Origin of the sequence: Aquimarina mytili (assembly GCF_016735115.1) — a bacterium.
In the GTDB taxonomy this organism is placed as follows: Bacteria; Bacteroidota; Bacteroidia; order Flavobacteriales; family Flavobacteriaceae; genus Aquimarina; species Aquimarina mytili.
The window spans coordinates 189,520-207,896 of sequence record NZ_JAERQJ010000007.1 but is presented as its reverse complement, the minus strand read 5'-3'; the positions used below and the strand labels follow the sequence as shown (position 1 = coordinate 207,896).

Annotated in this window: 12 protein-coding genes; 9 read left to right on the top strand and 3 right to left on the bottom strand. The window is 33.9% G+C overall.

Going from position 1 to position 18,377, the window contains the following annotated elements; genetic code table 11:
* Positions 1-263 precede the first annotated feature (263 nt).
* The 4 genes from JJQ60_RS17010 to JJQ60_RS16995 all read left to right on the top strand — a co-directional run bounded on the left by JJQ60_RS17010 (position 264) and on the right by JJQ60_RS16995 (position 2,152).
* On the top strand, positions 264-800 hold the full coding sequence (locus JJQ60_RS17010) for a GNAT family N-acetyltransferase (protein WP_201923128.1): 537 nt from the start codon (positions 264-266) through the stop codon (positions 798-800).
* 35 nt (positions 801-835) lie between these two features.
* A complete protein-coding gene (locus tag JJQ60_RS17005; protein ID WP_201923125.1) occupies positions 836-1,399 on the top strand; it encodes a Crp/Fnr family transcriptional regulator in 564 nt (187 codons plus the stop codon).
* Positions 1,400-1,534: 135 nt separating this feature from the next.
* Positions 1,535-1,951 (top strand): DoxX family protein, encoded by a 417-nt coding sequence (locus JJQ60_RS17000; protein WP_201923121.1) that lies wholly within the window; start codon positions 1,535-1,537, stop codon positions 1,949-1,951.
* A gap of 24 nt (positions 1,952-1,975) precedes the next feature.
* Positions 1,976-2,152 carry a tautomerase family protein gene (locus tag JJQ60_RS16995; protein ID WP_201923119.1) on the top strand — a complete coding sequence of 59 codons (177 nt, stop codon included), beginning with the start codon at positions 1,976-1,978 and terminating at the stop codon, positions 2,150-2,152.
* A gap of 163 nt (positions 2,153-2,315) precedes the next feature.
* On the opposite strand, the gene JJQ60_RS22315 is transcribed toward JJQ60_RS16995, so the two are convergent.
* Complete coding sequence (locus JJQ60_RS22315; RefSeq protein ID WP_201923117.1) at positions 2,316-4,217, bottom strand: acyltransferase family protein; 1,902 nt, start codon at positions 4,215-4,217, stop codon at positions 2,316-2,318.
* Between the two features lie 291 nt (positions 4,218-4,508).
* Here JJQ60_RS22315 and JJQ60_RS16985 point away from each other — a divergent pair, with 291 nt between their 5' ends.
* The 3 genes from JJQ60_RS16985 (at position 4,509) to JJQ60_RS16975 (ending at position 7,884) form a co-directional block, all read left to right on the top strand.
* Positions 4,509-5,618 carry a serine hydrolase domain-containing protein gene (locus JJQ60_RS16985; RefSeq protein ID WP_201923114.1) on the top strand — a complete coding sequence of 370 codons (1,110 nt, stop codon included), beginning with the start codon at positions 4,509-4,511 and terminating at the stop codon, positions 5,616-5,618.
* 156 nt (positions 5,619-5,774) lie between these two features.
* Positions 5,775-6,284 carry a DinB family protein gene (locus tag JJQ60_RS16980; RefSeq protein ID WP_201923110.1) on the top strand — a complete coding sequence of 170 codons (510 nt, stop codon included), beginning with the start codon at positions 5,775-5,777 and terminating at the stop codon, positions 6,282-6,284.
* A gap of 232 nt (positions 6,285-6,516) precedes the next feature.
* Positions 6,517-7,884, top strand: a complete 1,368-nt coding sequence (locus tag JJQ60_RS16975; RefSeq protein ID WP_236669156.1) for a class A beta-lactamase-related serine hydrolase — start codon at positions 6,517-6,519, stop codon at positions 7,882-7,884.
* A 31-nt stretch (positions 7,885-7,915) separates the two neighbouring features.
* Here the strand turns inward: JJQ60_RS16975 and JJQ60_RS16970 are convergent, their stop codons facing one another.
* The gene (locus tag JJQ60_RS16970; RefSeq protein ID WP_201923105.1) at positions 7,916-8,899 is read right to left on the bottom strand and encodes an FAD:protein FMN transferase; all 984 of its coding nucleotides are present in this window, start codon (positions 8,897-8,899) and stop codon (positions 7,916-7,918) included.
* A 75-nt stretch (positions 8,900-8,974) separates the two neighbouring features.
* Positions 8,975-10,621 (bottom strand): long-chain fatty acid--CoA ligase, encoded by a 1,647-nt coding sequence (locus JJQ60_RS16965; RefSeq protein WP_201923102.1) that lies wholly within the window; start codon positions 10,619-10,621, stop codon positions 8,975-8,977.
* 385 nt (positions 10,622-11,006) lie between these two features.
* Between JJQ60_RS16965 and JJQ60_RS16960 the strand changes: the two genes are divergently transcribed.
* Positions 11,007-13,946 (top strand): triple tyrosine motif-containing protein, encoded by a 2,940-nt coding sequence (locus JJQ60_RS16960; RefSeq protein ID WP_201923099.1) that lies wholly within the window; start codon positions 11,007-11,009, stop codon positions 13,944-13,946.
* Positions 13,947-14,133: 187 nt separating this feature from the next.
* Positions 14,134-18,315 carry a glycosyl hydrolase gene (locus tag JJQ60_RS16955; protein ID WP_201923096.1) on the top strand — a complete coding sequence of 1,394 codons (4,182 nt, stop codon included), beginning with the start codon at positions 14,134-14,136 and terminating at the stop codon, positions 18,313-18,315.
* The last annotated feature ends 62 nt before the right edge of the window (positions 18,316-18,377 follow it).

Here is an 18,377-nt window from a genome sequence, read left to right as displayed (position 1 = left end):
CACAGTGAACCTTCCAGCTTCGCTTGTGAATGTCGATACCAATGTATAACTTAGGGCAAGCGGTAATTTGAGTATTCATATCTTTAATTTTTAGTTCATTTTAAAGATACTCGACTTACTGCTTTTTCATCGATGCTATAGTTCATGGCTAGTAAAGGCTTACATCCGAAATTCCTGCGGAATTTCTGCCTGGTTTTGTACTTGCTAAGTTAATCGCTAAATTCACACAACGAAACCATACATCAGACGTTACAAACGATAAAATGAAAACTTTGATAGAAACAGAAAGATTATTGTTAAGAGAAATTACCCTGGATGATAAAGAGGAAATGTTTCAGTTGCATTCTAATTCTGACGTACAAAAATATACGGGAGAACCTGTGGTTGAATCTATCGAAGAAATGGAACACGCAATACAGCAAAGAATTAACAACTATAAGAAGTATGGATATGGAAGATGGGCCACATTTATAAAAAATGGGATGCAATTTGTTGGTTGGGCTGGTTTAGCATATCTGCCAGAATTTGATGAAATTGATCTTGGTTATAGATTCTCGCCTAAATATTGGGGGATGGGTTTTGCAACAGAAGCATCTCATGCAATTTTGACATACGGATTTGACACACTCAAATTAAGACGGATAATAGCAATTGCCATGAAGGAAAATAAAGCTTCAATAAGAGTGATGGAAAAAGTTGGGATGGAATTTGACAAATTTGCGCCTTATAAACCTGGTGGTGAAGATGTTGTTTGGTATTGGTGCGACAAAAAGCTTATTGCAAAAAATACACGACATTAAAACAGGCGCTTACTCAAACAGTAGCAATAATTAAAATGATACATCCTCTACGACAACATATTGAAGAGATCATTAGCCTTACGGATGAAGAATTCGATTTTGTTCTAAGTCATTTTGAACAAATAAAAAAACGCAAGTATCAATATATTGTTCAAGAAGGAGAGTTTGTCAACAAAGAGTACTGGATAATTAAAGGTTGTTTGAAAAGTTATTTTATTGATGATAGCGGAAAAGAACATATTCTTCAGTTTGGAATGGAAAATTGGTGGATCACGGATTATGAAGCTTTTGTAAAACAAGTTAAATCTAAAACCTCTATCGATTGTATAGAAGATAGTGAATTGTTGTATATCACTTTTGAAAATCGAGAGAAACTTACTGCCCAAATGCATAAAATGGAACGTTTTTGGGCCAAAAAAAGTAAGATTGGTCGAATTGCCCTTCAAAACAGGGTTTTATCATTATTAAAAAATTCAGCAAGAGAACAGTATAATTTACTTCTCGAACAATACCCTCAACTCCTTCAACGAGTCCCAAAAAAGATGATTGCTGCCTATTTAGGTGTTTCTAGAGAAACACTAAGCCGATTAAATTCTTAGTTATTACTTCTCTTTTTCGATTACAAAAACCTATATAAAAGTGACATACATCACTCCATAATTGTGATTTACCTCCTATTAAACTGATACATAATCCCTGAACTTTGCATCATAATAATTCAAAAAAGATTAAAAATGAATGCACTAAAAATAGAGCAAAGCAGCAACATAGGAATGTTATTGCTTAGAAGCACCATCGGAATATTAATCCTATTCCATGGTATTGCAAACCTGAACTCCAATTATGCTTTTATCAAACAACTCCTTGAAGGGTATCAAATTCCAGATTTTCTAGCCTATGGGGTTTTTATCGGAGAAGTAATAGCACCTATCCTTATTATAATAGGGTATAAAACCAGACTGAATAGTTTGATCATTGCTTTTAATTTTTTGACAGCAATTGTACTCGCTCATAGTTCTGATATACTCTCACTTAACCAATTTGGTGGCTGGGGAATAGAACTACAGGCCCTTTATCTATTTGGAGCAACAACCCTATTCTTTATTGGAGCAGGGCGATACGCTGTGTCAATACATTCAAAATGGGATTAAATTAATAACTTTTAATGTAGAAAAATGCCATACGTTAATATTAAGATCACAGACGAAAAAGTGACAAGAGAAGAAAAACGCAGGTTAATTGAAGGAGTTACACAATTACTGGTAGATGTATTAAACAAAAATCCAAAAACAACCCATATCGTTATCGACGAAGTACCTACCGAAAATTGGGGAGTGAATGGAAAACTTTAAAGAACCTCTCGAGAAAGAATAGACTTAAAAAGAGATAGTGTTCAGATTGGAATTTCTACAATCTAAAATTCATATCCCAATTGATGGACAAGTTGTTGAATTTAAATGAAACTAGTTGACAATAAAGTGAATAAAATAGCGATTTGAGTTTTAATTTGAATCGCTATTTTAGGCTCTTCAAAGGATTTCCTTTCTCTTCAAGATACTTTTCTGCTATCAATCTTGCCCCGCTTATATTTAAATGATAAAAATCGCGATAAACGATTTGCCCATTGATTGCATAATCACATGCACCATCAGCGCACATAACATCGTTTAAATCTATAATAGTAACCGAAGGAAATCTTTTCTTGATCTCATGTACTATATATTTCTCTGGTCGTTCATAAAACGGAATTAATAAATCTTTCTTCAAAAATCGGGCTCCTATTTTGGCTTTATGCAATTTCATTTTATGTGCATTAGCTTCAGTTGTCATCCTTAAATGATCGATAATCACTACATTTTTTTTCAATGCTACCAACTCTTCTATAGACCTCAGTATTTGGTGATAATTCTCTGAATCAACCCTCATGGCCTCCCAAAAGGCTGCAATACAGATAACATCCTTTTTTTTGGCATACTCTAATCTCTTTTCGGCATAGTCATCACCAAACGTATCAGGAAAATCCAGATTGCGTAATAAGGGATAACCAGCTGCCGCGCTAACATCGAAGTACATATTTGCATCTTTTGCTAATACGTCAACAAAAAATGCTGAGTGATTGGCAAAAGAATCTCCTATCAAAATGCCATCTACTTCGTTTTTAATCATTCCTATAGAGCACTCATTATTACTACTGACACTGTGCTTATTGTAACAATTAGATCTTACTTCATCTGGAAAATTTACTTTTCTATTAAACTCTGTTAGATTTGGAAAACGATCAGGAAATCCATCTTTACCATCAATTACTCCATAAATCAAACCACCTATAAGTAAACTTGGTAAAAAGATATATAGCAATGTTTTGGAAAATGGGTACTTGAAGGTATACCTGAAAGGTTGTTCGACATATTTCCAAGAAAAATACGATAATACAATTGTAGCAACTATAATCAATAGAACAATTGGAACAGTGAGTCCAAAACCTAAATATTTTATAAATACGATTATTGGCCAATGCCACAAATACATAGAATATGATAGTAGCCCTAAAAATACGATACTCCGAAACTCTAATACTTTATTGATTACACCTTTTGCATCAATCTCTTTACCGGATAAAATCAATAACACAGCTCCTAAACAAGGCCAAAAGGCGTTTATACCTGGAAAAAGACTCTCTTTTGTCAACACTATTGAAGGGATAAAAACTAATAAAATTCCTAAAACAGAAATGATATGATGTATTGATTTTGTAAGTTTTGGAATTCGCTCCCAAAATATGGCCAAAGTCGCTCCCATCAAAACCTCGAAAAAACGAGCTGGTAATAAAAAATATGCCATAGACTTATTTTCTTCCGTCAAATAAATGGATAGAAAAACAGAGCCAATTAAAAGAGCCGTAACGACATATTCTCTACTATTTAGACGCAAAAAACGATGAAGGATTAACAGCAAAATAGGCCAAACCAAATAAAACTGCTCCTCAACAGATAATGACCATGTATGCAGCAAAGGCATAACCTCAGTATTCTTAGCAAAATAATCATTGCTAGCAGACCATAAATAGAAGTTATTCGTGCTCAGCATTGTATGCAAAACCGTTCGAGAATAGCTTTCAAAATCATTGGAAAATAAAAATAAATATGCCGGAATGGTGATCACTGCAATGATAAAAACCAAAACAGGAATAATCCTTCGTATCCTTCTTAAATAGAATTCTTTGAAAGAAAATGAATTATTAAGAATCTGCTTATTTATAGAACTCGTGATTAAATAACCCGAAATCACAAAGAATATATCAACACCCACATATCCCCCACTAAATAATGAAAAATCGACATGAAATAGAATCACTAAGAACACCGAAATTGCTCTTAAACCATCAATGTCAGGACGATAAGTAATAATTTTATTCACTTACTCTAAAAATATTATATTTTACATTTCATATACTTCAATCTTACACCATATAGTATAATGCCTAACAAAAATAACTTTGCTACAGTAATGAAAGCCTTAATGGGCAAAAATACTATTTTGCTTTATGATTAAGAATAAATAGGTTATTTCTTATTCAGAATGCAGTAAAAATGTATATCTACACTTCACCAGAAATATAGAACAAGTTAACTAGGTTCTAATAATTACATTCGTACTGTAACAATCCTATTTTGATTTTGTCTGTAGAAGTAAAGACGACATATTCAAATGAAAAAATTACACATTTTTTTAGTTATAACATTAGCCTTTATATCCTCTTGTAAGGAAAATTATCGTAAAGATTTATCTCAAAAAGAAACAAAAACCATCCAAAACTTAAACAACCAAAAAGTATCAATCGATTCAATTAATGCGTTTATAAAACGAAAGATGAAAGAGATGGATATTCCGGGGGTTTCTTATGCTATCATTAATAATGGGCAATTAGTTTTTCACAATACATTAGGGTACTCAAATTTGGAAACAAAAATACCAGTAAATAGTGAAACCATTTTTGAAGGAGCTTCAACTTCAAAACCTGTATTTGCCTCTTTGGTCATGTTATTAGTAGAAGATAAAAAATTGGATTTAGATACTCCACTGTACACCTATCTTGACGAAAATACTCGTAACAATTATAATCATGACCTCCGGTATCAAAAAATTACAGCAAGAATTGTGTTGTCACACACAACCGGTTTCCCAAATTGGCGTGGTAGCGGGGACTTAACCATATCTTTCGAACCTGGGACTGATTTTAGTTATTCTGGTGAAGGATATCAATTCTTAGTTAAAACTATTGAATCAATTTTACTAACAGATTACAAGGGTTTAGAAAATTATTTCCAGCAACGCATCGCGACCCCTTTAGGAATGATTCATACTAAATTTGTTCAAGATGATTATAATAGAAATCACAAAGCCTTTCCTCATTTTAGGGGCATAAAAAAAGAAAAGAATAATTGGATAGCCAAAGAATTCAATGCAGCCTCTGCTTTGCATACTGAGTCCCGGGAATTTTCAAAGTGGCTCATTGCCATCATGGAGAATAGTCTACTTTCTAAAAGTAGTACTGAAATCATGTTAATGGATCAAATTGAAGCTTCAAAGACACCAAGTCTCTTATCTGATGCGGGAGCTATGGCTTGGACTCTTGGGTTTGCAAAGTATAAAAATTCTGGCCATATAATTTATGGACATGAAGGAAATAATGATGGATTCAGTTGTTTGTTTCTCTTTGATAAGGATAAAAAATGGGCTATGATTCAATTCAATAATGCAAATGAAGCATACGATTTTGGGTACGATTTGTTCGGATATATTAATAAAGACAACTAGATTAAAAACCCTGTGTAGCTAATTGCGACCACATTTAATGATCTGAATTCATTATAATTTACTATCTTCAGATTACGTGTAACGTCATAATTGATTTGAAATGAACTATTTGAATAACATTATTCCTTTCATAAAGAAAAAAGTATAGTATAAAACATGAAATATAAACCCGAACACGGTTTCCCTTATTATATTGAACTCGTAAAAGACAAGGATTGTAGGTCATTATTTTCTTCGTTATCAACCGCTACATTTCTTGACTCCATTAATGAAGAAAAAGCAACATTTCGCTATGGTCCTGGTAAATGGAGTATAAAGCAAATAGTTGGGCATATAACCGATCACGAAAGAATAAAAATGTTTCGGGCATTTTTGTTAAGTAGAGGTGAATCAATTCAGTTATGGGGGTATGATCAAGAATTTTTGGTGAACAATAGCCGTTTTGATGATGTAACCATGCAGCAATTAGTACTTGATTATATAAACGTAAGGAAAGCCTCCATAAGTTTTATAGACATGTTATCAGAAAACCAATTAAAAATTAAAGGATTAGCTCAACAACATGAAATTACTCTTGAAGATTTCTTAAAGTCAATTATTGGGCATGAAATTCATCATATTGGGATCATTAATAAAAAGTATATGTCGGGAAATCATGAAAATTAAGACAGATATAAAAGAAATTGACAAAGAAGAAAACTAATTTTCACAATTATATAACATAAATCAGATTTTTGTTAGGTTAATGTTATAAAGCAAATGATGCTATTTTTTTAACTTTGGCACTAACTTAAATTTTATTATGCCAAAAACCAGTATTTTCAAGATTGTATTCTTGTTATTTTTAGTCAATTTCGCGAGTGCTCAAATTCAAAAAAACTCTCCTCTTTTTATAACGTTGAAAAAACAAGATAGTATTTTCTTTGAAAGAGGTTTCAATCGATGTGACCTCGAATATCTTGAAAAAATAATTGCCAAAGATCTTAAATTTTATCACGACCAAAGCGGTTTTCAAAACAAGAAACTATTTTTTGAAAATACCAGGAAATACATATGCCCAGATTCTGATAAAAAACCTATTAGAAAACTTCAGGAAGGAAGTCTAAAAGTGTTTCCTCTTTATAATAATGGAGAGCTATATGGGGCAATTCAAAAAGGGACGCATAACTTTTATATTAGAGAAAAAGGCAAGGATGATATATGGACAAGTACTGCTAAATTCACTTCCGTTTGGACAAAAAACAAAGAGGAATGGATTTTAAACGAAGTTTTAAGTTATGATCATCACAAACCTAATACTAAGAGTAAACAACTTAGTGCCATAAATCAATTACTTTCTGATAACAAAGTTCCTGCAATGGGAATAGGAATCCTTGAAAATGGAAAATTGACCAAAGTACAGGTTTACGGAAGTTTAGACGGAGAAAAAACAGCTCCCTATAACACTATCTTTAAAGTCGCTTCTTTGACCAAGCCCGTTTTTGCTTTTACAGTACTTACACTTATCGATAAGGGGCTTTTGGGGTTAGATGAACCATTATATCAGTATTGGATTGATCCAGATATCAAAAATGATGAAAGACACAAAAAACTGACTCCAAGGATAATTCTTTCTCACCAAACTGGATTTCCAAACTGGAGATATTTAAAGGAACCCAAAAAACTAGAATTTCAGTTCGATCCAGGAACAAAATATCAGTATTCAGGAGAAGGCTTTGAATATTTGAGGAAAGCCATAGAGCATAAGTTTAATAAAAAAATTGAAGAATTGACCAATGAGTATGTCTTTAAACCTGCAAAAATGACCGATACAAGATTCTGGTGGGATACAACTATGGATGAAACAAGATATGCACAAAACTTTGATAATAAAGGAAATAAAATTCCAACAAAAAAATACTATAAAGCTAATTCTGCGGCCAATCTCTTAACAACTGTTGAAGATTATGGACGTTTTATGGAGTATGTCATTAATGACACCTCGCTTTCAAAGAATATATTTGGTGAGATGATAAAACATCAAGTAAAACTTGAGGATAATTCTTATTTTGGATTGGGTTGGCAAATTTTGACAAACTTTAGTAAAAATGAATATGGTCTTATTCATACTGGAAAAGATCCAGGAGTTAGTACCTTGGCTATTATTTTTCCAAAATCGAAAAATGGGTACTTAATTTTCCTGAATGGAGATAATGTTGATAAAGTATATGAAAACATCTTAAGTAAAGAACTATATCTGGGACTTGAATTATGGAATATGCGCTAAAAACGATTCTGAATACAACGTATTAAAATACTTATCGATACATATCAATTTTTATATTGGCTGAAGTATGTATGCCTCCTTTATCATCGATAATAATACATTCAACTTTAGGTAATTGATTAACCCTATTTATACCGGTTTCTTTTCCCATAACAAATATCGAAGTTGCCAATGCGTCAGCCAATTCTGCTTTGGGTGCAAAAACAGAAACACTTATGATACCAAAAGAAGGATATCCCGTTCTTGGGTCTATGATATGACTATACCGTTTATCATTAAAAACCACAAATTTTTCGTAGTTACCTGAAGTAACAACAGCTCCTTCTTTTATTGGCAACAATGCAAAAGCTTTTGATTTATCTAACGGGTTTGTTATTGCTACTTTCCAATCAGATCCATTGGGTTGTTTGCCCCAGGTATTCATATCTCCTGAGGCATTGATAATTCCTGCAGAAACTCCTTTTTGCACCAATAATTTCTTAGCCATATCAGCTGCGTATCCTTTGCCAATAGCCCCAAATCCTATTTTCATGCCTGGATGTTTTAAAAAAACTGTATTCCTTTCTGTATTCAAAACAATATTTTCATATCCAACTTTTAAAACCGACTTTTTTATTGTTTCTTTTAACGGCATTGAGCTCATACTACCATCAAACTTCCAGATTTTATCCATAGATGCATAACTAATATCAAAAGCTCCATCTGTAAGTCTTGAAATTTTTAATGAGCGATTAATGATATCAAAAAGCTCTTGATCAACTTTGATTGGTCGTATACCTGCATTACGATTTATTTCTGAGGTTTGGGAATTTTCATCCCAGGAAGAAATTAACTTTTCGATCCTCCTGATTTCTTCAATTGCTAAATCAATATAGATATCGGTCTTACTATGATCACTGGCAACAACGGTGATTTCAAAACGACTCCCCATTAAAGTGAGAGCTCGTTTACATATTTCTTGCGAATACGAATGAACCGACAACAATATTACAATCGTGATTACAATATTTTTCATACTACAGTATAAGCTTTTCTTGTCAACAAATATAAGCTAATAAGATATGTATCATCCATACACGTCAAAACGTATTTAGTTTTTTACCAGTACTGCCTTTAATTGTCCGGCTGCATATAGACGTCTCATTTCTTTCTTATCAAATTTACCCACGCTGGTCTTTGGGATTTCATCTAAAAAAACATAGTACTCCGGAATTTGATATTTTGCAAAATCTTTTTCTAAAAACGCAATTAACTCTTCGGGGGTTACTTTTTGATCCTTATTACGTAAAACTACTCCTGCAAGCGGACGCTCAACCCATTTTTTATCTGGTATAGCAATTACAGCAGCTTCGGTGATATTACTATGGCCCATAATTGCTTTTTCTATAGCCACACTAGAGATCCACTCTCCTCCACTTTTTATAAGATCTTTTGTGCGATCAGTGATTTCCATATAGCCGTCTGCATCAATCGTACTTACGTCTCCTGTTTTAAACCATCCGTCATCCGTAAATTTTTCTCTGCTGGTAGTTTTATAATATGCATCAATAACCCAAGCACCTTTGACCTCGAGTTCTCCTACTGCGGTTCCATCTCTGGGAGCAATGTTTCCATCTTCTTGCATAACCCTAAGTTGTATTCCTGGAATTTCAATCCCTTGTTTTGCACGTATTTTTAGTTGTTCCTTGGCAGGTAAGCTTTTATGTTTAGGCTGAAGTCTTGATACACTCCCCAAAGGTGATGTTTCGGTCATACCCCAGGCATGTACTCCTTTTATACCAAAATCATTCTCAAAACCTTCTATCAAACTCTGTGGTAATGCAGATCCGCCTACCAGATACTCCTCTAGAGTTAATTCTTCTTTCGGAGGATTCTTTTTTAAGGCCTCGTATACCCCTAACCATATTGTCGGTACCCCGTTGGCTTTATTTATCTTTTCTCGCTCTAACATATGTATAATAGCGTCAGGTTGAAGGTTTGAAGATGGTAACACCATTGCCGCTCCTGCTAGTAAGCACATGTACGGAAAACCCCATGCCATAACATGAAATTGGGGCACAATCAAGAGTATCGTATCATTTACACTATAACACCCTGCATTAGGAGACATCACACTTAATGCATGTAAATATGTAGATCGGTGAGAATATAAAGCTCCTTTAGGTTGCCCCGTAGTACCACTCGTATAGCACATACCGCAAGCATCATTTTCTTCACTTTCTACCCATTGAAAATCATCGGATACTTCATCCAGTATATCTTCATAAGATATAGTATTCGGAAGTGTGGTCTCAAAATTGGCAGGTGCATTAATAATTACAAAATGTTCTACAGTCACCAATAAAGGTGCCATTTTCTCAATGGTCTTAACCAGAGAGGCATCTACAAAAATGATTTTATCCTCAGAATTATTGATAATAAATTCTATTTGTTGCTCTGACAACCTAATATTAATAGTATGACAAACAGCTCCAGCTCCTGGTATCCCATAATATAACTCAACATGTTGATAATGATTCCAGGCAAAAGTACCGATCATATCCCCGGGTTTTACTCCAAAAGTATTGACTAATGCATTTGATAATTTTTTACTTCGTTTATAAAGATCTGAAAAGCTATACTCATGCCTTTTTTTATTAGGTAAATGACTTATTATAGATTGATGCGGAAAAACACTATTGCCATATTCTAATATGGCATTAGTCGTAAGTTGGTAAGACATTATTTGTCCTTTCATGATGTGTGCGGTTTTAAGTTAGCAGTGTAATACGATAGCACTTAAATTTACAAAAATCAACTGTGAATTAGACTATTATCTTATCCAATAAAAATGAGATTCCTTAAAAACAAAAAACTTGTAATTCGTTTATTTTCAGTTAAAAAACAACCAACGTATTGGTATTACTCTTCTGTAAGAGGTGTTTTTTGTAATAAATCACTCAAACGTTTTCGCCTCACTGTAAACACTCTGGAAGAGCCTGATATTTTTGAAAACAAACACAATTACTAGCAATCAGCACATCTATATACCCAACTTAGCAATAAGCTTTTCTTTACACTTTATTTATAATTTGTTAATTTGACATACTTTTAACAAAAGTACAAGCTGTTAAAAACCCCATATGCAACTATTACCAATTAGCATAAAGACAGAAAATACAAGAGTATTTTTACTTCTGCTTTTTTTATCTATTTTTTCGGCTCAGGCGCAAGGAAAATGGAAAAAGGTCTCAGAGGTTATCAACTACTCTAATAATGATATTGGCAAAGCTGCGCCAAAAACTTTTGGGATCACACAAGACTCGAAAGGGTTAATGTATTTTGCAAATGAATATGGTTTACTCGAATTTACAGGTAATTCGTGGAACATTCTATTACAACCAAAGAATCGTTCACATATAAATTCGTTACTATCTTATGGCGGCAGAGTATATATGGGTAGTAATAATGAGATAGGGTATACTGCCAAAAACACCTTCGATCAGATATATTATATATCCTTAAATGACTTACTACCTGAAGACTGTAGTAACTTCTCGCAAGTGTGGGCAATTTTTGAAATTGAGAACACTATATATTTCTGCACCAACGAACAATTTATTAAGTATAACATTTCTGAAAATAGCATTGAATGCATTAATACCTCTAATGCAATTAAGCATGCTACAAAAATTAATAATAAACTTCATTTTGTAGATGATTCAAACACTATATATTCGCTTACCGATAACCGTATTAAACCAGTATATCCTGCTTCACTACTTTCCAAATATACAATTGAAAAAGTATTGCCATATGACAGAAACTCTTTACTGATTTTTACCTCTAAAAATGGAATACATCTATTAGAAAACAATGAAATGAAACTTTGGGGGAACCCGGAACATTTTGATTTTTCAACCATCAATATCACTTCTGGAATACTACTGGAAGAAAATATATATTGTATTGGCACCACAGATAGAGGAGTCTTGTTTCTGGATAAAAATGGAAACGTTTTACAAAATCTAAATAGAGATAATAAACTTCTAAGTAATACAGTATTAGATTTATATCTTGATGCATCTAAAAACTTATGGATAACGCTCGAAGGAAGTATTAGCTATGTAGAATTAAAATCACCTTTTTATACGTTATCAGAAGATGATGGAATTTATGGCACCACATACAATGTGCAAAAATATAAAGACACCTTGTATATAGCTACATCTGATGGTTTGTATTACAGCCAATGGCCACAGACTAATTATAATGATGTATTTAAGAAAATATCAGGAGTTAATGGACAAATCTGGACCTTATCAGTAATCGATCAACAATTATTTATAGGAGGGCATGACGGATCTTTCATTCTTCAAAATAATGAAGCAATCCCCATAAGCGACATTAATGGAGGGTGGAATTTTACAAAAATCCCCGGTAAAAAAGATCTAATACTTCAAGGAACATATAAAGGTTTATATGTATATCAAAAGGTTAATGGATCATGGAATCTAAAACATAAAATCAAAGGTTTTGATGAAACTTCCAGAGAAGTAGTTTTTGATACACCAAATTCTATTTGGGTATCACATGGGTATAAAGGTGTTTACCACCTAAATTTTAATTCTGATTATGACGAAGTGGTAGATCTGGCTTTATATGACCAAAAAAAAGGGTTTCCAGGAAATTTATTTATTAGTCTGCTAAACACAAATGATGAGCAGTTATTCGGTACTCAACTCGGAGTTTATCATTATGATAAAAAGACAGACTCCATGCTCGTAAATAGTAAATATACCAGCATATTAACCAACCATAACCTGGTGCGAAACCTAACTAATATATCAGAAAACAAAGTGCTTTTTATACAGGGATATGATAGAGAAGATGATATCGGAATTATAAATTTTTCTTCTAATGGAAATCATACATTAGAACGTGTTCCGTTTCAACGATTAAAAACACAACTCATCCCTGCTTTTGAAGAATTTGTCGTTTTCGACAATAATGATTTAGGTTTCACTTCTAAAAATGGATTAATCATCTATCGTCAAGATGTTAATCTAGACTACAATAAAGATTTCAATACATTATTGAGAAATGTTTCTGTTAAAGATTCAATAATTTATGGTAATGTTGATAATTATGTTACTGGTATTAGAAAAGACTCTATTAGCAAATCTATACCTTTTGGGTTAAACAAATTAAGTTTTTCTTTTGTTGCTCCATTTTATGAACATCCTGATCTGATTATATATCAAACCTATCTCGAAGGTCTTGATGAAAACTGGTCAGACTGGAGTGCCAAAACACAAAAAGAATATAATTTTCTACCTGCTGGAGATTATACTTTTAAGGTAAGAGCAAAAAATGTGTATCAAAAAATTGGAAATGAAGCTTCTTTCAAATTCAAAATCAATCCTCCATGGTATAAATCAATACCGATGTTTATTGTTTATGGTGCCTTATTACTTCTTTCCTTTTATACCTTTATCTGGATAAAAAATGAACAACGTAAAAAAAGTGTAGAAAAATTAAAAATTGCACATAAAAGGGAAATTGAAATTCAGAAAATAAAGTTTGAAGAGAAACGATTAAAAGCCAAAAATGAAAAAATAAAGAAAGACAATAAATTTCTTAAAGAAAATCTTGAATCCAGAAATAAAGAACTTGCATCATCTGCAATGCAAACTGTGCAAATTGATAATCAGTTATTACAACTAAAAAAATCTTTAGATGAGATTTATAACGAATCTGAAGGAAAAATTAGAAAACAACTTAGACAAACTATAAAGTTATTAGAAGATCAAATAAATGGCGATAGCAACTGGAAACATTTTGAAACTCATTTTAACCAAATTCATGACAATTCGCTAGAACGATTAAAAGAAAAGTATCCAGAACTGAGCCATCGAGAAATAAGACTATGCGCTTATCTAAAATTAAATCTATCCAGTAAAGAAATTGCCCCTTTAATGGGAATATCATATCGTGGGGTTGAATCATTACGTTTCAGAGTTAGAAAAAAAATGAACCTCGATACTTCTGTAAACCTTACGGACTACATCATTCGATTTTAAAGAGTTTATTTTATTAAATATATCCGTATCGCATCCCTAGAATGCCATTTGCGTAGTAAAACTGTAGTCTACTCGTATTTTCGGCGTACACGCATTGTAATATCTTTATTAAATGCCTTGTAATTTTGATTAATTACTAAAATATTTAGCAATTATGTATGCAATTGCTAACCTAAACTCACTAATCATGTTAATTACTAATAAGAGAAAAGATACATTTCTATTCTGCTGTGCATTTCTAATAGGATACTTCACCCTATTATCACAAAATACTATACCAGGCAAGTTTGCTCCAATTAATGGTAAAACCATGCTGATACTTGGTCAGGATCTGGGATCTGTTGCTGGTTATGTAAATAGTGGACGATTTCCCACTCCAGCCGGGGTAACCATGTATACTGATGTATATTCCATGGGTGGTTTAAATACTATTACTAACTATGGTGCTGGAGACATTGGTTGTCAAGCCGCATTAGATCGATACCCTAGTTCTGCATTGGCCATTGGTCTTTGGATGGTAGAAGAAGCAGATGGCCAAGGAGAAGATCATCCTAACGGATTAACCGAAATTGTTAATGGTCAGCATAATGATGAACTAGATAAATTCGCAGCGTTTGCAAATAGAAATGCTCCAAGACCTATTTATTTAAGAATTGGATATGAATTTGATGGTCCCTGGAATAATTATAATCCAAACAAATATCAAGCCGCGTATCGATATATCGTAAACTATCTGAATCAAAAACAAGTCACTAACGTGGCCTATGTCTGGCAATCTGCAACCTGGGGAGAAACTCCTCCTAATGGAATAGATAATTATTATCCCGGAGATCAATACGTAGATTATGTCGGGCTTTCGTTTTTCTTTTTTGATGAAAATTTTAATGGTAATAATCTCGATTATATCTTAAACTTTGCAAGAACCAAAAATAAACCTATCATGATGGCCGAAGTATCGGCACAATATCATGAATTTGATCAAGGAACTTTTCATCCTTTTGATAACCCGGGGTCACCTCTACAATTAGGAGGACAAGGTATTTGGAATCAATTTTTCAGAGATCAATTAATTCCTTTTGTAGATGACAATAGAGATGTTATACGAGCAATAGCATATATTAATGCCGACTGGCAATCGCAGCCACAATGGAAATGGCCCGATGCCAATAATGGTTTTTGGGGTGATACCAGGATAGAAACCAACAATACCATTGCAAATAACTGGAATTCGTATATCAATAATGGTAATTTCTTGCACGGTGGACCAAATTTATTAAGCGATCTAGGCATAACCGGTGGACCAACTCCATCATGTAATGACGGCATTCAAAATGGAAATGAAACCGGCGTAGATTGTGGTGGCACTTGCCCACCTTGCCAAACTCAACCTACATGCAATGATGGTATCCAAAATGGAAACGAAACTGGTATAGATTGTGGAGGTAGTTGTGCTCCATGTACCCCTGGAGGAGGAAATACAATTGTCAAAATAGAAGCTGAAACTGGTGCTCTTTCAGGACAAGCTCAATATTATAATGATGGTGCTGCAAGTAATAGTCAAGGGGTGGCCTATCTCGATGGTCTCGGCAATGGTTTTACTATTAATAATACTCCAAAAGCAAATAAAGTAGAATTTATATATGCCTCACAAAACTCAGGAAAAATCTCAGTAGTAGTTAATGGTCAGGATAAAGGAGACCTTAATTTTATATCTAACGGTGCCTGGGTAGGATCTTACATAAAGACGACTTTCGATGTTGTCGTCACCGCTGGAGATTCGTTTCAAGTGATTAATAATACAGGGGATAGCGCCCTAAATGTAGATTACCTCAATTTTATAAGCGAAAATAATGGAGGTGGTAATGAACCCTGTACCGGGGATGATATACCAAGTGCTACAGTAAATAAAACCGATGAGACCACTCAGGGAGCAAATGATGGTAGTATTACGTTTAACTTTTCTGATACCCCAGGAAGAACAAATATAGAGTTTAGTATAGATGGGGGAGCAACATATCCTTATAACGTACAAGATAATAGTGGATCTACCACGATATCCAATATATCCCCAGGAACATATGAACTATACACCAGGTGGGGTAATAATGAGTGTCCGCAAAGTCTTGGACAAATATCTATTAATTCTGGTAACGGAGACGGAGGGTCTGATTGCTCTGGAAACTGCCCTGGTGGATTTACTTTTTTTGCCTGCGGAAGATGTTGGGTAGATGAAGCTCAGGCGCAATCGGCAGGTTGCAATGAAACTTGTAATGACCCTAGTGAACCTACATGTAATGATGGTATTCAAAATGGAGATGAAACAGGAATAGATTGCGGAGGATCATGTCCTAACGATTGTGATACTGGAGGCGGATGTACCGATTGTATCAATTTTAACCAAACCGGTACTTCTTCTTTTTCTAACCAGGATAATGCCGCTAATATCGCCCTTCAGGATAACGGAACTACAGCTATTCTTACAGATAATACCTGGAGAAGAACCAATACTAAATATAATATCACTGCGAATACTGTATTAGAATTTGAATTCCAAAGCAATTCGCAAGGTGAAATACATGGAATAGGATTTGATAGCGACGAATCATTAACTTCTTCCCAGATTTTTCAGATATACGGAACTCAAAATTGGGGGAATCGCAATTTTGATTATACACCAAGTGGCTACACTTCTTTTAGTATTCCGGTAGGTGATTTTTATACAGGAAATGATATGTACCTCGTATTGGTAAATGATTTTGATAACGGATCAGGTAATACTAGTTATTTTCGAAATGTTAGGATTTTTGAGAACGGAACAACTCCCACCTGTAATGACGGTATCCAAAACGGTGATGAAACGGGAGTGGATTGTGGAGGAAGTTGTCAACCCTGTAACACAAGTACGTTAAGTGCAAAATTACTTCCTCCAAATGATAAAATTTTACTTACCATTGGGCAAGATCTTAAAACCATAAAAGATTATAATGATGGTGGAGTTCAAGATAGAGGATTTCCCGTTATGGGAGGAACGACTACCTATATTTCATTTTATAGTCTATTAGATTCTCAATTTCCTCAATATGGTGCTCTTGGAGAAACTGTAAGTGGAGGAGTAGCTACAAATGGTGATGGTTCTACTATAGATGTAGATTGGGGTGCAGGCCCCCTAAATGCAAGGAGTTCTATCCTAGCCTATCCAAATTCGAGTTTATCTATCGGATTAAGTATGACAGAAGGTGAAGCCACTGCAACGGGCATCAACTATTGGTGTCAAGGATGCCTGGTCCAGGTTGGACAAGGACAATGGGATAATCAAATTAAAAGATTAGCTTCATTTTGTAAACGATATGGTGATCGGGCAATATATTTAAGAATAGGATATGAATTTGATGGAAATTGGAATGTTGGGTATGAAAACAGGTCCAATTATATTGCTGCTTATAAACGTGTAGTTGATATAATGCGGGCAGAAGGTGTTACCAATGTAGCATATGTTTGGCAATCTAGTTCCTCTCCTATTGATGATGTTCTTGATATTCAATTTGGGGAAGGCAACTTTGGAAATATTGAAAGCTGGTACCCAGGTGATGATTATGTAGATTGGATGGGGTTATCATGGTTTGTAACTCCAGATGAAACCACATCGGTAGTACCGGGAATCCCTACTCAAAGGGAAAAAGCTAATGAGGTGCTGACGTTTGCAAGAAGTAAAAACAAACCCGTTTATGTTGCTGAATCTACCCCGCAAGGGTATGATTTGATCAACTTAGGAGATTGTAATATTTCAAATGTATGGGATGGTACAGCCGCTCAAGGTTGCGTAAACAAATCTGCCAACGGGCTTTGGGGAGAGTGGTTTGCCCCTTTCTTTGAATATATATACAACAATAGTGATATCATACGACAAGTACATTATATCAACGCCAATTGGGAAGACGACACTGCATTATTTGGACAAGGAAACAGGGCTAATGGATATTGGGGCCGTGCTGGGGTTCATGTCAACTCTACGATGGCTAATAACTGGAAAAATGAGATAGAAAAACCAATCTGGTTACATGGTAGTAGCAATCTTAACAATCAATTATTACAATCTCAATCAGTTTCAAATCGTCAATTAGGTAAAAGTTTTGACTCTACAACATCAATATTTCCAAACCCATCTGAAGGAGTGTTTGTTGTAAAAAGTGAAAACATTTCAAAAATATTAATTAGTGATTTAAACGGTAGATTGATAAAAAATATACCTTCAAAACCATCAGATCTCGAAGTAAGAGTTAATCTAAATGATGTAGAGAAAGGAATGTACTTGATTACTATTCTTAATACAAACAAATCTAAAATCACTAAACCACTAATCATAAATTAATCAAACTCAATTTACAAGGGGGATAGTCTTCTTGTGATACTAATTGCTTATAACAAAAGGGT

Coding starts and splice junctions, on each gene's coding strand:
- JJQ60_RS17010 (WP_201923128.1), top strand. CDS start 264: ATGAAAACTTTGATAGAAACAGAAAGATTATTGTTAAGAGAAATTACC.
- JJQ60_RS17005 (WP_201923125.1), top strand. CDS start 836: ATGATACATCCTCTACGACAACATATTGAAGAGATCATTAGCCTTACG.
- JJQ60_RS17000 (WP_201923121.1), top strand. CDS start 1,535: ATGAATGCACTAAAAATAGAGCAAAGCAGCAACATAGGAATGTTATTG.
- JJQ60_RS16995 (WP_201923119.1), top strand. CDS start 1,976: ATGCCATACGTTAATATTAAGATCACAGACGAAAAAGTGACAAGAGAA.
- JJQ60_RS16985 (WP_201923114.1), top strand. CDS start 4,509: ATGAAAAAATTACACATTTTTTTAGTTATAACATTAGCCTTTATATCC.
- JJQ60_RS16980 (WP_201923110.1), top strand. CDS start 5,775: ATGAAATATAAACCCGAACACGGTTTCCCTTATTATATTGAACTCGTA.
- JJQ60_RS16970 (WP_201923105.1), bottom strand. CDS start 8,899: ATGAAAAATATTGTAATCACGATTGTAATATTGTTGTCGGTTCATTCG.
- JJQ60_RS16965 (WP_201923102.1), bottom strand. CDS start 10,621: ATGAAAGGACAAATAATGTCTTACCAACTTACGACTAATGCCATATTA.
- JJQ60_RS16960 (WP_201923099.1), top strand. CDS start 11,007: ATGCAACTATTACCAATTAGCATAAAGACAGAAAATACAAGAGTATTT.
- JJQ60_RS16955 (WP_201923096.1), top strand. CDS start 14,134: ATGTTAATTACTAATAAGAGAAAAGATACATTTCTATTCTGCTGTGCA.